Annotated in this window: 15 protein-coding genes; 12 read left to right on the top strand and 3 right to left on the bottom strand. The window is 45.5% G+C overall.

All coding sequences use genetic code 11. The annotated features are described in order from the left end of the window. The first annotated feature begins 426 nt into the window (after positions 1 to 426). From nupN to maeN, 5 genes are all read left to right on the top strand, one after another. Positions 427 to 1,506, top strand: a complete 1,080-nt coding sequence (nupN, locus tag BSI_RS03930) for a guanosine ABC transporter substrate-binding protein NupN (protein WP_003241066.1) — start codon at positions 427 to 429, stop codon at positions 1,504 to 1,506. Between the two features lie 75 nt (positions 1,507 to 1,581). Further along, entirely contained in the window at positions 1,582 to 3,114 is a 1,533-nt protein-coding gene (gene nupO / locus BSI_RS03935) for a guanosine ABC transporter ATP-binding protein NupO (RefSeq protein WP_003241064.1), read from the top strand. Continuing rightward, complete coding sequence (gene nupP / locus BSI_RS03940; protein ID WP_003241062.1) at positions 3,107 to 4,153, top strand: guanosine ABC transporter permease NupP; 1,047 nt, start codon at positions 3,107 to 3,109, stop codon at positions 4,151 to 4,153. Before nupO ends, nupP begins: the two co-directional genes overlap by 8 nt. Beyond that, the gene (gene nupQ, locus BSI_RS03945; RefSeq protein ID WP_003241060.1) at positions 4,154 to 5,113 is read left to right on the top strand and encodes a guanosine ABC transporter permease NupQ; all 960 of its coding nucleotides are present in this window, start codon (positions 4,154 to 4,156) and stop codon (positions 5,111 to 5,113) included. A gap of 154 nt (positions 5,114 to 5,267) precedes the next feature. Further along, positions 5,268 to 6,614 carry a sodium/malate symporter MaeN gene (gene maeN / locus BSI_RS03950; protein ID WP_003241058.1) on the top strand — a complete coding sequence of 449 codons (1,347 nt, stop codon included), beginning with the start codon at positions 5,268 to 5,270 and terminating at the stop codon, positions 6,612 to 6,614. 37 nt (positions 6,615 to 6,651) lie between these two features. Here the strand turns inward: maeN and BSI_RS03955 are convergent, their stop codons facing one another. Continuing rightward, positions 6,652 to 6,864, bottom strand: coding sequence for a hypothetical protein (locus BSI_RS03955; RefSeq protein WP_003241057.1), 213 nt, complete (start codon positions 6,862 to 6,864; stop codon positions 6,652 to 6,654). Between the two features lie 231 nt (positions 6,865 to 7,095). On the opposite strand from BSI_RS03955, the gene BSI_RS03960 reads away from it, so the two are divergent. The 7 genes from BSI_RS03960 to mnhG are packed head-to-tail and all read left to right on the top strand — an operon-like array spanning position 7,096 to position 12,864. Further along, positions 7,096 to 9,501, top strand: a complete 2,406-nt coding sequence (locus BSI_RS03960) for a Na+/H+ antiporter subunit A (RefSeq protein WP_003241056.1) — start codon at positions 7,096 to 7,098, stop codon at positions 9,499 to 9,501. Further along, a complete protein-coding gene (locus tag BSI_RS03965) occupies positions 9,494 to 9,925 on the top strand; it encodes a Na(+)/H(+) antiporter subunit B (protein WP_003241054.1) in 432 nt (143 codons plus the stop codon). Before BSI_RS03960 ends, BSI_RS03965 begins: the two co-directional genes overlap by 8 nt. Continuing rightward, on the top strand, positions 9,925 to 10,266 hold the full coding sequence (locus BSI_RS03970; protein ID WP_003220730.1) for a Na(+)/H(+) antiporter subunit C: 342 nt from the start codon (positions 9,925 to 9,927) through the stop codon (positions 10,264 to 10,266). The genes BSI_RS03965 and BSI_RS03970 overlap by 1 nt, the downstream gene beginning before the upstream one ends. Then, the gene (locus BSI_RS03975; RefSeq protein WP_032732272.1) at positions 10,259 to 11,740 is read left to right on the top strand and encodes a Na+/H+ antiporter subunit D; all 1,482 of its coding nucleotides are present in this window, start codon (positions 10,259 to 10,261) and stop codon (positions 11,738 to 11,740) included. Before BSI_RS03970 ends, BSI_RS03975 begins: the two co-directional genes overlap by 8 nt. Positions 11,741 to 11,745: 5 nt before the next feature. Then, positions 11,746 to 12,222 (top strand): Na+/H+ antiporter subunit E, encoded by a 477-nt coding sequence (locus BSI_RS03980; RefSeq protein WP_003241050.1) that lies wholly within the window; start codon positions 11,746 to 11,748, stop codon positions 12,220 to 12,222. Continuing rightward, on the top strand, positions 12,222 to 12,506 hold the full coding sequence (locus BSI_RS03985; protein ID WP_003241049.1) for a Na(+)/H(+) antiporter subunit F1: 285 nt from the start codon (positions 12,222 to 12,224) through the stop codon (positions 12,504 to 12,506). The genes BSI_RS03980 and BSI_RS03985 overlap by 1 nt, the downstream gene beginning before the upstream one ends. Further along, positions 12,490 to 12,864 (top strand): monovalent cation/H(+) antiporter subunit G, encoded by a 375-nt coding sequence (gene mnhG / locus BSI_RS03990; protein ID WP_003241048.1) that lies wholly within the window; start codon positions 12,490 to 12,492, stop codon positions 12,862 to 12,864. The genes BSI_RS03985 and mnhG overlap by 17 nt, the downstream gene beginning before the upstream one ends. A 38-nt stretch (positions 12,865 to 12,902) precedes the next feature. On the opposite strand, the gene BSI_RS03995 is transcribed toward mnhG, so the two are convergent. After that, positions 12,903 to 13,283 (bottom strand): hotdog fold thioesterase, encoded by a 381-nt coding sequence (locus tag BSI_RS03995; protein ID WP_019259331.1) that lies wholly within the window; start codon positions 13,281 to 13,283, stop codon positions 12,903 to 12,905. Positions 13,284 to 13,301: 18 nt separating this feature from the next. Further along, positions 13,302 to 13,946 (bottom strand): two-component system response regulator ComA, encoded by a 645-nt coding sequence (gene comA / locus BSI_RS04000; RefSeq protein WP_003220716.1) that lies wholly within the window; start codon positions 13,944 to 13,946, stop codon positions 13,302 to 13,304. Positions 13,947 to 13,948: the final 2 nt, after the last annotated feature.

The raw sequence follows: 13,948 nt of genomic DNA, 5'->3' as shown, positions 1-13,948 counted from the left end.
CTTGCCAAGGTCCTTGATTCTATTGATGATAAGTTATACAAGAATAATAAAGGACTTTTTTACACTTTTGATCAAACAATTCTAAAAATAGATATTTTTTAAAAAATTATGCGGAATTCTATTTATTTCTTGTAAGTAAAATGATAAATTATGATTGGTTAGTTGATCCCAAAAACTAAGTCATAAGTCTCACTTCAGAAAAAGATGTCACGGTTTTCCGCCCGGAATGCCTTCCGCATCCTTCTCTTCCCCGCCTTTCGAAGGAAACACTCACACCACGCTTATTCAGGGAAGATCAGAACTGTCTCAGCGCATTCCATTTATTATTATCAGAAAATTTTATCTATTCTAAGAAATTGTTCAGGACAGCCCATCATATGACTGACCGGATCAGCTTTGAACCAAATTTTTCTGGGGGGTTATATCTTGAATAAACGAAAAATCGGATTGGCGATGTTACTTGTGATCGCAGCAGGCACCATTTTAGGAGCATGCGGAACCAGCGATAAAAGCAGCGGCACAAACACTGACAAAAACAAATTCAGTGTGGCAATGGTTACTGACGTAGGCGGAGTGGATGACAAATCCTTCAACCAATCAGCCTGGGAAGGCATTCAAGCCTTCGGGAAAGAGAACGGGCTGGAAAAAGGCAAAAACGGTTACGATTACCTTCAATCAAAATCAGATGCTGACTACACAACAAACTTAAATAAATTAGCACGTGAGAATTTCGACTTGATTTACGGCGTCGGCTACTTAATGGAGGACTCAATCAGCGAAATTGCTGACCAGCGCAAAAATACGAACTTTGCGATCATAGATGCTGTTGTCGATAAAGACAACGTCGCAAGTGTTACGTTTAAAGAGCAGGAAGGCTCATTTCTCGTCGGAGTGGCCGCAGCCTTATCAAGCAAATCACAAAAAATCGGATTTGTAGGCGGCATGGAATCTGAGTTAATCAAAAAATTCGAGGTCGGCTTCCGTGCCGGCGTGCAGGCCGTAAACCCTAAAGCCGTTGTCCAAGTAAAATATGCGGGCGGTTTCGATAAAGCCGATGTCGGCAAAGCCACTGCTGAAAGCATGTATAAATCAGGCGTAGATGTGATTTATCACTCCGCAGGCGCCACTGGCACAGGTGTCTTTACAGAAGCGAAAAACCTGAAAAAAGAAGATCCGAAACGCGATGTCTGGGTCATCGGTGTCGATAAAGACCAATACGCAGAAGGCCAGGTAGAAGGAACAGATGATAACGTCACCCTCACTTCCATGGTCAAAAAAGTAGATACAGCGGTTGAAGATTTAACGAAAAAAGCAAGCGAAGGAAAGTTTCCGGGCGGCGAGACGCTCACCTACGGCCTTGATCAAGACGGGGTCGGCATTTCCCCATCTAAACAAAATCTATCGGATGATGTGATCAAAGCGGTTGATAAATGGAAGAAAAAAATCATCGACGGATTGGAAGTGCCGGCAACTGAGAAAGAGCTGAAAACCTTCAAAGCTGAATAAGAATCGCAGGGATAAGGAGGTCGAGCCCTTATCCCTTGTTTTTCTTTTATATTGAATAAAGGAGCGGTCAAATCAGTGGAATATGTCATTGAAATGCTCAATATCCGCAAGGAGTTTCCAGGTATCGTCGCCAATGACAATATCAATCTTCAGGTCAAAAAAGGCGAAATACACGCGCTGCTCGGTGAAAACGGAGCGGGGAAATCAACGTTGATGAATGTGCTTTTCGGGCTGTATCAGCCGGAGCGGGGTGAAATTCGGGTGCGCGGCGAGAAGGTGCACATCAACAGCCCAAACAAAGCGAATGACCTTGGAATCGGAATGGTGCATCAGCACTTTATGCTTGTTGACACCTTTACAGTTGCTGAAAATATTATTCTCGGGAAAGAGCCAAAAAAGTTTTGCAGAATTGACCGGAAGCGGGCTGCCCAAGAGGTGCAGGACATTTCCGATCGATACGGCCTTCAGATTAATCCTAAAGCAAAAATTGCTGACATATCAGTCGGCATGCAGCAGCGCGCAGAAATATTAAAAACCCTCTACCGCGGGGCTGACATTCTGATTTTTGACGAACCGACGGCTGTATTGACGCCTCATGAAATCAAAGAACTGATGCAAATTATGAAGAATCTGGTCATTGAAGGGAAATCAATCATCTTAATCACCCATAAACTGAAAGAGATTATGGAGGTTTGTGACCGCGTGACCATTATCCGCAAAGGAAAAGGCATTAAAACACTTGATGTCCGTGATACAAACCAAGATGAGCTCGCCAGTCTTATGGTCGGCCGCGAAGTCACGTTCAAAACTGAAAAGAAGGCTGCTCAGCCGGGAGCGGAAGTGCTTGCGATTGACGGAATGACCGTAAAGGATACCCGCGGAGTAGAGGCAGTCAGGAATTTGTCACTTTCTGTTAAAGCTGGAGAAATCGTCGGCATAGCCGGTGTCGACGGAAACGGGCAGTCGGAGCTGATTGAAGCGATAACAGGACTCCGCAAAACAGATTCAGGAACAATCACCTTAAATGGCAAACAGATCCAAAACCTGCCGCCCAGAAAAGTCACTGAATCCGGCATCGGGCATATTCCCCAGGACCGCCATAAACACGGTCTCGTCCTCGATTTTCCAATCGGAGAAAATATGGTGCTGCAAAGCTATTACAAAAAGCCGTATTCAGCATTTGGCTTGTTACATAAAGGCGACATGTATAAAAAAGCACGCAGCCTGATCAGCGAGTACGACGTCAGAACGCCGGATGAATATACACACGCCCGGGCATTGTCAGGCGGAAACCAGCAAAAAGCGATTATCGGGCGGGAAATAGACCGGAACCCTGATTTATTAATCGCTGCCCAGCCGACCCGCGGTCTTGATGTCGGAGCGATTGAATTTGTCCATAAAAAGCTTATTGAGCAGCGTGATGCCGGAAAAGCCGTTCTTCTCCTCTCGTTTGAGCTTGATGAAATTATGAATCTCAGTGACAGAATCGCCGTTATTTTTGAAGGACACATTATAGCCAGCGTCGATCCGCAGGACACAACTGAGCAGGAGCTCGGTCTCTTGATGGCAGGAAGTACGCAAAAGGAGGCGGGGAAAGCAAATGGTTAAACGACTCTCTCATTTACTCGTGCCGCTCATTGCAATCATCCTCGGTCTTGCGGCCGGCGCGCTGATTATGCTTGCGAGCGGATACAGTGTGATCAGCGGCTATTCGGCTTTGTGGAATGGGATATTCGGAGAAATCTATTATGTCGGAGAAACCATCCGGCAAATTACGCCTTATATTTTATCCGGATTGGCTGTTGCCTTTGCATTCCGAACCGGGCTCTTTAATATCGGCGTCGAGGGGCAGCTGCTCGTTGGCTGGACAGCAGCGGTTTGGGTCGGGACGGCATTTGACGGACCGGCTTATATTCATATGCCGCTTGCACTGATTACAGCGGCAGCTGCCGGAGGATTATGGGGTTTTATTCCCGGCGTTTTGAAGGCGCGCTTCTACGTTCATGAGGTCATTGTCACCATTATGATGAATTATATCGCGCTTCATATGACCAATTACATCATTTCAAACGTCTTGACAGATCGTCAGGATAAAACGGAGAAAATTCACGAATCCGCCTCCCTCCGCTCGCCGTTTCTTGAACAGATCACCGATTACTCACGGCTGCATTGGGGGATCATCGTCGCCCTTCTCGCAGCAGTTGTCATGTGGTTTATCATCAACAAAACAACAAAGGGATTTGAACTTCGGGCGGTCGGATTCAACCAGCACGCTTCCCAATATGCGGGCATGAGCGTACGGAAGAATATCATGACCTCCATGCTCATCTCAGGTGCCTTTGCAGGGCTTGCCGGCGCCATGGAGGGTCTTGGGACATTCGAATACGCAGCCGTGAAAGGCGCATTTACCGGCGTAGGCTTTGACGGTATCGCTGTCGCTCTTCTCGGGGGGAACACAGCTGTCGGAGTTGTGCTGGCGGCATGCCTGCTTGGCGGCCTGAAAATCGGCGCTTTAAATATGCCGATTGAATCCGGCGTTCCATCAGAGGTCGTCGATATTGTGATTGCCATTATCATTCTGTTTGTGGCTTCAAGCTACGCGATTCGTTTTGTCATGGACAAATTGAAGAAAAAGGGGGCGAACTAAGTGGACTTTGTGCAGATTTTATCCATTATTGTCCCAGCCACACTCGTCTATGCGGCCCCGCTTATTTTAACTGCTCTCGGCGGCGTGTTTTCTGAGAGATCAGGTGTTGTGAATATCGGCCTTGAAGGCCTCATGATTATCGGGGCGTTCACCAGCGTGTTATTTAATTTATTTCTAGGTCCGGAATTGGGTGCCGCCGCGCCTTGGCTTTCGCTTCTTGCCGCGATGGCAGCAGGCGCGCTGTTCTCACTGATTCACGCGGCAGCGGCGATTTCGTTTCGCGCCGATCAGACAGTCAGCGGCGTCGCCATTAACATGCTGGCGCTTGGGGCAACTTTATTTATCATAAAACTGATCTACGGCAAAGCGCAGACAGATAAAATCCCTGAGCCTTTTTATAAAACGAATATTCCCGGCTTGAGCGACATTCCCGTATTGGGAAAGATCTTCTTTTCGGATGTCTATTATACGTCTATTCTCGCCATTGCACTGGCCTTTATTTCTTGGTTTCTCTTGTTCAAAACACCGTTTGGCCTTCGCATCCGTTCTGTCGGAGAGCATCCGATGGCGGCGGATACGATGGGAATCAACGTATATAAAATGCGCTACATCGGCGTGATGATCAGCGGATTGTTCGGCGGGCTCGGGGGCGGCGTATATGCTTCCACGATTGCGCTTGATTTCACGCACTCTACCATCTCCGGGCAAGGCTTTATCGCCCTGGCAGCGCTTGTATTCGGAAAATGGCATCCGATTGGAGCACTGGGCGCCGCCCTGTTTTTCGGATTCGCCCAAAGCTTAAGCATTATCGGCTCACTGCTCCCTCTTTTTAAAGACATACCAAATGTGTATATGCTGATGGCGCCTTATGTATTAACGATTATCGCTTTAACCGGCTTTATCGGGCGGGCTGATGCGCCAAAAGCCAATGGTGTGCCTTATATTAAAGGAAAACGATAAACCATTCTCCCTTGGGAAGACGCTTCTCAGGGGATTTTTTCTAATCCAAAAGACCCTCTTAATTTAGTTGTTTATCACTTTTTTAACTTAAAAAAATATGAAGTGTTAACGCTTTCTTGTAGACTGTAACAAACAATACATGGGGGTGTATAACATGGGAGCAATTCCAAAAACGGGGACAATTTCACCTGAGCAAAAAGTCACACAGGAGAAAAACCTGTTTCAAAAAATATGGTCCTGGGAAATCGGTGTGATTCCTCTGCCATTATACACAGTATTAGCTATTATTATTATTCTTGCAGCCTATTACAATGAGCTGCCCGCAAATATGCTTGGCGGGTTTGCCATCATTATGATTTTGGGTGTGTTTCTTGGAGACATTGGCCAGCGCATTCCGATATTGAAGGATATTGGCGGCCCTGCCATTTTATCTTTGTTTGTTCCTTCATTTTTAGTCTTTTACAATGTGCTGAATTCAACATCTTTAGACGCTGTAACCAATCTGATGAAAACATCTAACTTCCTTTATTTCTATATCGCTTGTCTTGTTGTGGGAAGTATCCTCGGAATGAACAGAACTGTTTTAATACAGGGTTTTATCAGAATGTTTGTTCCACTGGTTGCAGGAACGATCGCAGCAGTTGCGGCCGGCATACTCGTCGGATTTATTTTTGGCTACAGTGCCTACGATTCCTTTTTCTTTGTCGTTGTTCCGATTATTGCCGGGGGCATAGGCGAAGGAATTTTGCCGCTCTCGATCGCCTATTCACAAATACTCGGTTCATCCGCTGATGTGTATGTGTCTCAGCTGGTCCCTGCTGCTATTATCGGAAACGTTTTTGCTATCATCTGTGCAGCCTTAATGAAAAAGCTTGGCGATAAACGTCCAGACCTAAATGGAAACGGCCGTCTCGTCAAATCTAAAAAAGCAAATGAGATTTTCAATCAAAAAGAAGCCGAAGCCAAAATTGATTTTAAACTGATGGGAGCCGGTGTTCTGCTCGCGTGTACATTCTTTATCTTCGGCGGGTTATTGGAGAAATTCATCTTCATCCCGGGCGCGATCTTAATGATTATTTCAGCGGCGGCTGTCAAGTATGCGAATGTTCTTCCGAAAAAAATGGAAGATGGCGCTTACCAGCTTTATAAGTTTATTTCTTCCAGCTTTACTTGGCCGCTGATGGTTGGTCTCGGCATCCTCTTTATTCCATTGGATGACGTGGCGTCTGTGATTTCTATTCCGTTTGTCATCATTTGTATTTCCGTTGTTGTCGCGATGATTGCTTCTGGATATTTTGTAGGCAAGCTGATGAACATGTACCCGGTTGAATCCGCCATTGTTACCTGCTGCCACAGCGGTCTAGGCGGAACAGGTGATGTTGCGATTTTATCAGCGTCAGGAAGAATGGGCCTTATGCCATTCGCCCAAATTTCCACCCGTCTCGGCGGTGCAGGTACAGTCATTTGCGCGACAATTCTGCTTCGTTTCTTCACTTCATAAACAGAAAAAGAGTTCCGTCATATGCGGAACTCTTTTTTTATCTGTTCACAATTCGAATATACTCTCGGGGACCGAACGGCAGATCCTTTGATTCCATTTCACTCATTCTGGCTGAAAGGTGGTGCTCCAATAAATACAGCTCCCACTCATCAATAGCCGCACTGCTGCGTCCGTCATATTGATTCAAAATGAATGCCCCTGTGAATACTGAGCAGAATAAACCTGAGCACATCAGAACCTTGCTCTTCACATGATCAGCTCCTTACATTCAGCTTGATCAGGATTGATTTTAAATATACAAATAACATCATTTTTGTTAGACTTATTTTGAGGTCAAAGGAACTCATAAAAACCTATTGCAGCAGTTCGAAGCATGGCGGCTTCCAAAAAAGTGCGATATAATTTGGACTGGGTCGTTTGACCGTATATTTGATACATAGCGCATTTTTTAATTGAGAACGAGAAAAAGGAGGTCTTATCTTTGCAGCTCTTACATTTTGCTATTTTATCGCCTTTTTTATTTGCCATTATCATTCCCTTCTTGGCAAAATACGCAAAAAGAGTGCACACGGGCTGGTTTGTGTTGATCCTGCCCGTCTTGCTGTTTATATACTTTCTCCCAATGATCAGGATGACACAATCGGGAGAAACACTGCGGTCGGTATTGGAGTGGATTCCTTCACTTGGCATTAACTTTACCGTTTATATAGACGGTCTCGGATTGTTATTCGCCTTGCTGATCACAGGCATCGGCTCTTTGGTCACTCTTTACAGCATTTTTTATTTATCGAAAGAAAAAGAACAGCTCGGGCCCTTTTATGTCTATTTATTGATGTTCATGGGTGCGATGCTCGGTGTCGTTCTTGTAGACAATGTCATGGTCCTCTATATGTTTTGGGAACTGACAAGCCTTTCATCCTTCTTGCTGATCGGATATTGGTATAAGCGTGAAAAGTCGCGCTACGGCGCTGCCAAATCACTTTTGATTACGGTCAGCGGCGGGCTGTGTATGCTCGGCGGATTTATTCTCCTTTATCTGATAACAGATTCCTTCAGTATTAGAGAGATGATTCATCAGGTTCAATTAATTGCCGGACACGACTTGTTTATCCCAGCTATGATTCTCATTTTATTAGGGGCATTTACAAAGTCCGCGCAATTCCCTTTTTATATCTGGCTGCCTGATGCGATGGAAGCTCCAACGCCTGTCAGCGCATATCTCCATTCAGCTACTATGGTGAAAGCCGGCATTTATGTAATTGCGAGATTCAGTCCTATTTTCGCCTTTTCAGCTCAGTGGTTTTGGATCGTTTCCCTCGTTGGGCTCTTTACGATGGTATGGGGTTCATTCCATGCCGTGAAACAAACTGATTTAAAATCGATTTTGGCGTTTTCAACCGTCAGCCAGCTCGGTATGGTCATCTCCATGCTTGGGGTCAGTGCCGCAGCTCTTCATTACGGCCATACAGAATATTATACAGTTGCCGCCATGGCTGCCATTTTCCATTTAATCAACCACGCTACCTTTAAAGGAAGCTTGTTCATGGCAGTCGGGATTATCGATCACGAAACAGGCACTCGGGACATCCGGAAGCTCGGCGGCCTGATGGCGATTATGCCGATTACATTTACCATTTCCTTAATCGGGACATTTTCAATGGCCGGACTTCCGCCGTTTAACGGATTTTTGAGTAAGGAAATGTTTTTCACAAGCATGCTTCGCGTAACACATTTCGATCTGTTCAACGTGCAGACATGGGGCGCTTTATTTCCTGTTCTCGCCTGGATCGGAAGCGTATTTACATTTATCTACAGCATGAAATTGCTGTTTAAAACGTTCAGGGGAAATTACCAGCCTGAGCAGCTTGAAAAACAGGCTCACGAAGCGCCGGCTGGCATGCTCGTATCTCCTGTCATTCTGGTCGCGTTCGCTGTCAGTCTCTTCTTTTTCCCGAATATCCTGTCCTACAGCTTGATTGAGCCGGCGATGAACTCGATCTATCCGACACTGCTGGACAGCCATGAGAAATTCCATGTTCACATTTCGCAATGGCATGGGCTGAATACGGAAGTGCTGATGACTGCAGGAATTATTGTTATCGGCACCATTGGATATTTGACGATGAATAAGTGGAAGGGAATCTATAAGCTATTTCCTTCGAAGCTCACACTCAATCGGTTATACGACAAGCTTGTGACTCTGATGGAAAAAGGGTCTTACCGAGTCACCAAACAATATATGACCGGCTTTTTAAGGGATTATTTGCTGTACATCTTCGCTGGTTTCATCATTCTGATGGGCGGAGCTTTTGTCATCAAAGGCGGATTTTCCTTTACAACGGAAGGCATGGCTAAAATCGGCGTATACGAAATTATTCTGACGCTTGTCATGATCAGCGGCACAGCGGCGACTGTTTTTGCCAGATCAAGACTGACGGCGATTATTTCACTCGGTGTTGTCGGTTATACGCTCGCATTGTTTTTTGTGATTTTCAGAGCGCCGGACTTGGCATTGACCCAGCTTGTCATTGAAACGATTTCTGTCGCACTGTTTCTGCTTTGTTTCTACCATCTGCCGAAGCTGCGGCTGAAAAAGAAAACGAGAACATTCCGGATGACGAATTTCATCATTTCTTTAGGCGTCGGGATTATCGTCACTCTGCTCGGCATCGCATCTTCAAGCCAGCGTACAAAAGACAGCATCGCATCCTTCTTCACAAAACACAGCCACGATCTCGGCGGAGGGGATAATGTCGTCAATGTCATCCTCGTTGATTTCAGGGGCTTTGATACGATGTTTGAAATAACGGTGCTGACGATTGCCGCTCTTGGCATTTACAGCATGATTAAAACAAAAGTAAAAGAGGAGGGGAAAAGCGGTGAATGAACAAAAAACAAATGACTTAATTCTTCAAACCGTGACAAAGCTTGTATCCTTTATCATTTTGCTTTTCTCTTTCTATTTATTTTTATCAGGGCATAACGCGCCTGGAGGAGGCTTTGTCGGCGGGCTGATCACGTCCTCTTCCATCGTTCTATTGCTGCTGGCATATGATTTAAAAACCGTGCGTTCGATTTTGCCGGTTAATTTCATTTATGTCGCGGGAGCCGGACTTCTGCTCGCTGTATTAACCGGCGTTGGCTCCTTTGTCTTCGGAGCTCCTTTTTTAACCCATACATTCGGATATTTTCAGCTGCCGATCCTTGGGAAAACGGAGCTTGCCACGGCGACGATATTTGATTTAGGCGTTTATCTAGTTGTCGTAGGCATTACGATGACCATTATTCAAACGATTGGAGAGGAAGAATAATGGAAATCTTAATGGCTGTTTTAGCCGGTATTATTTTTATGGCAGCTACGTATTTGCTGCTGTCTAAAAGCCTGCTCCGCGTCATTATCGGGACAGCACTGTTAAGCCATGGCGTTCATTTAATGCTTTTGACTATGGGAGGATTAAAGAAAGGCGCCGCTCCGATTTTGAGCGAGCATGCCAAATCATTTGTCGATCCGCTTCCACAAGCCCTGATTTTGACGGCAATTGTCATTTCATTTGGCGTTACATCATTCATCCTCGTCATGGCCTTTAGGGCTTATCAGGAATTGAAATCGGACGATATGGATCAAATGAGGGGAAATGATCAACATGAATAATTTTGTTATTTTGCCAATCCTGATCCCGCTCCTGTCGGCCATTCTGCTGATTTTCATGACGAAGAATCTGATGCTCATGCGAATCTTCAGCACTGCGGCATCGGCAATCGGGATTGTAATCAGCGGCATACTCGTACAGACTGTCTTTACAAAAGGTATCCAGACACTCAGTCTGGGCGGCTGGAAAGCGCCGTACGGTATTGTGCTCGTCGCAGACCAATTCGCCAGCCTGCTCGTTCTCACAACAGCGGTAATCGGTTTATTGGTTGGGCTTTATTCCTTCCGTTCCGTCGGTGAAAAACGGGAGCGTTCCTTTTATTACTCCGGCGTGCAGTTCTTGCTTGCAGGAGTCAGCGGAGCGTTTTTAACAGGCGATTTATTTAATATGTACGTATTTTTTGAGCTTCTGCTTATTGCTTCCTATATGCTGATTGTATTAGGCGGCACAAAAATTCAGCTGCGGGAGTCCATTAAATATATTGTGTTTAATATCGTGTCGTCGGCCATGTTTGTCATCGGTGTCGGCTTTTTATACGCTGTAACCGGTACGTTGAACATGGCGGACTTAAGCGCCAAAATCAGTGAATCCGGGCAAACAGGCCTGATTACTGTCATCGGTGTCCTGCTGCTGATTGTATTCGGTATGAAGGGCGGAATCTTCCCCCTCTACTTTTGGCTTCCGGGCTCTTATTACGCGCCTCCGGCGGCAATCTCCGCGTTGTTCGGCGCATTGCTGACAAAAGTCGGTTTATATGCGATCACGAGGGTTTTCACATTGATTTTTATTCACGATACAGCCTTTACCCATCAGCTGATGATTTGGCTGGCGGCACTGACTGTGATTTTCGGTGTTATCGGTTCACTCGCTTATGCGGATGTCATGAAAATTGTGATCTACAACATTATCACCGCTGTCGGCGTGATTTTGTTCGGTGTGGCAGTTCATACCCCTGCATCCATTCAAGGCGCAGTTTACTACCTGATTCACGATATGCTGATTAAAGGCGCTTTATTTATGCTGGCGGGCACGCTGATCGCACTGACTGGAACAGCGAGCCTGCATAAAATGGGCGGGCTGATCAAACGCTACCCTGTTCTTGGATGGATGTTTTTCATTTCAGCTATTTCTCTTGCGGGCATCCCGCCTCTCAGCGGATTTGTCGGCAAATTTAAAATTGCGGAGGGCGGCTTCGCGGAAGGTGAATTTACGATTTCCATGCTGATTCTGCTTTCGAGTCTGCTCGTACTATACTCTGTGCTGAGGATCTTTATACATGCGTTTTGGGGCGAAGAAAAAGAAACACCAAAACCAAATTATAGAACAGCTAAAGGACTTCTTTATCCGGCAGCTATTTTTCTCTTACTGTCTCTGCTCTTCGGTTTGGGCACAGAATGGGTGTCCCCTTACGTTGATCAAGCGGCCGAGACGCTGCTGAATCCGGAAAAATATATTGAAGCTGTTTTGAAGGAGTAGATCGCATGGCATTTCAAATTTTATTAAATGTGTTTCTCGCATTTTGCTGGATGTTCTTGAGCAATGATCCAAGCGCCGCAGGATTTATCACAGGCTATGCTCTGGGAATGCTCTCTCTCTTTTTCTTCCGGCGCTTTTTTACCCGCCAGTTTTATCTATGGAAAATGTTTTCTATTATCAAACTCTTTTTGATTTTTTTAAAGGAACTGTACCTTGCCAATGTCAGTGTGATGAAATCAGTCCTATCGCCGAAACTGAATATCAGACCGGGCATTTTCGCTTTTAAAACAGAGCTCACGAAGGATTGGGAAATCACCCTGCTGTCACTGCTCATTACGTTAACGCCGGGAACCTTGGTGATGGATATTTCCGATGACAGGACGATTCTTTATATTCACGCAATGGATATTGAGGATGCGGAAAAAGCCATTTTTGATATTCGGGAGTCATTTGAGAAAGCCATACAGGAGGTGAGCCGCTGATGTTTACGCTGATTCTGCAAATCGCGCTCGGCATTATGGCAGTGTCTACCCTTTTGTATGTCATTCGTGTCATTAAAGGGCCGACTGTGCCTGACCGGGTTGTGGCTCTGGATGCAATCGGCATCAATCTGATCGCGATCACGGCGCTTGTCTCCATTTTGCTGAAAACAAGTGCGTTTCTGGATATTATTTTGCTGCTGGGGATCTTATCGTTTATCGGAACAATTGCATTTTCTAAGTTCCTGGAGAAAGGAGAGATTATCGAAAATGATCGAAATCGCTAAAGTCGTCGTGGCTGTATTCATTCTGCTCGGCTCTCTTGTATGCCTTGCCGCTTCATTTGGGACGCTTCGTCTTCCTGATATGTATACACGCTCACACGCTGCTTCTAAAGGCTCAACATTAGGCGTCAATATGGTTCTGCTCGGTGTCTTCTTCTTTTTGTGGTTTATAACCGGGGAAATATCGGCTAAAATCCTGCTCGGGATTTTGTTTATCTTTATTACGTCGCCTGTCGGAGGGCACTTGATCTGCCGTGCTGCGTACAACTCCGGCGTCAAGCTTGATGAGAGAAGTGTACAGGATGACTATAACGGGATCAGAAACTTTGTGATTAAACGAAAAGAGGATTCTTACTTATAAAAATAAGCAGCCGGACAGGCAGAGTTCCGGCTGTTTTTTTATTTCTTGATGACAGCCAGCGTGCATCTGGATATACAGATCAGCCTCTCTTGCTCGTCATAGATGTGTATTTGATAGACAATGGTCGTTCTGCCTTTATGAACAGGCTCGGCTACTGCCTTTACCGTTCCTTCCTTTACGGATTTCAAATGATTGGCGTTAATCTCCAAACCGACACAAGCTTGTGTTGTGTGATCAATCAGATTTTGCGCACCTGCGCTCGCCGCGGTCTCCGCCAGAGCAACTGAAGCGCCTCCATGCAAATATCCGAACGGCTGCACCGTCCGATGATCCACCGGCATGACCGCAACGCATCGTTCCGCCGTGCTTTCAACAATCTCGATTCCAAGCGCTTCAAGCAATGTGTGTTTCATATCCATCATATACAACTCCCTTATTTAAAGTACACCGTCTGATTTCGCAATCAAAACCGCTTCCGTCCGGGAACCGACATTCAGCTTATTGAAAATCGATGTCAGGCTGTATTCAATGGACCGCTTGCTTAAATGAAGCGCATCTGCGATTTCTTGATTTGTAAATCCCTTTTCAACTTCTTGAAGAATCAGGCATTCTCTAGGTGTGAGCACATCTTGTTCTTTTTGAGAGGAAGGAGCCGGCTTTGTTTTTTGCTGAGTCATCAGCTGTTTAAAATAAGCAAAATCGACTAAAATTTCTCCGTTGAGTACGTGGTATATGTATTGGGTGATCTTTTCTTTCGATTCGGTTTTGCTGATGGCACCGTGCAGACCCGCACGAATCGCTTCCTCGAAATAATCCTCGACCTCATAACCGGTATACACGATAATTTTACAATGAGGATTCTCTTGTAAAATCTGTTTAGAAAGCTCCATCCCATTGACCTCGCCGCCTAAATTCAGATCCATTAAAATGAGATCATATGACGAGAAATCATGCTGCTTGATAAACTGTTCGCTCGGTTCAGGACTGAGACAATCAACAGACAGATTCGAATCCGTTTCCAAAATTGTCTTGGTGCCTTCCATGACAGCCGGATGGTCATCAATCACTAGTATCTTTTTCACGT

The sequence above is a fragment of the Bacillus inaquosorum KCTC 13429 genome, assembly GCF_000332645.1.
GTDB classification, from domain to species: Bacteria; Bacillota; Bacilli; order Bacillales; family Bacillaceae; genus Bacillus; species Bacillus inaquosorum.
The sequence above is the reverse complement of the archived record's forward strand: the minus strand, read 5'-3'. Positions and strand labels throughout refer to the sequence as shown.

What these genes read in the sequence shown, in the direction of transcription:
- BSI_RS03975 (WP_032732272.1), top strand. Translation starts at nt 10,259, where the DNA reads ATGAATAATTTTGTTATTTTGCCAATCCTGATCCCGCTCCTGTCGGCC.
- maeN (WP_003241058.1), top strand. Translation starts at nt 5,268, where the DNA reads ATGGGAGCAATTCCAAAAACGGGGACAATTTCACCTGAGCAAAAAGTC.
- nupP (WP_003241062.1), top strand. Translation starts at nt 3,107, where the DNA reads ATGGTTAAACGACTCTCTCATTTACTCGTGCCGCTCATTGCAATCATC.
- BSI_RS03995 (WP_019259331.1), bottom strand. Translation starts at nt 13,283, where the DNA reads ATGGATATGAAACACACATTGCTTGAAGCGCTTGGAATCGAGATTGTT.
- mnhG (WP_003241048.1), top strand. Translation starts at nt 12,490, where the DNA reads ATGATCGAAATCGCTAAAGTCGTCGTGGCTGTATTCATTCTGCTCGGC.
- BSI_RS03980 (WP_003241050.1), top strand. Translation starts at nt 11,746, where the DNA reads ATGGCATTTCAAATTTTATTAAATGTGTTTCTCGCATTTTGCTGGATG.
- BSI_RS03970 (WP_003220730.1), top strand. Translation starts at nt 9,925, where the DNA reads ATGGAAATCTTAATGGCTGTTTTAGCCGGTATTATTTTTATGGCAGCT.
- BSI_RS03985 (WP_003241049.1), top strand. Translation starts at nt 12,222, where the DNA reads ATGTTTACGCTGATTCTGCAAATCGCGCTCGGCATTATGGCAGTGTCT.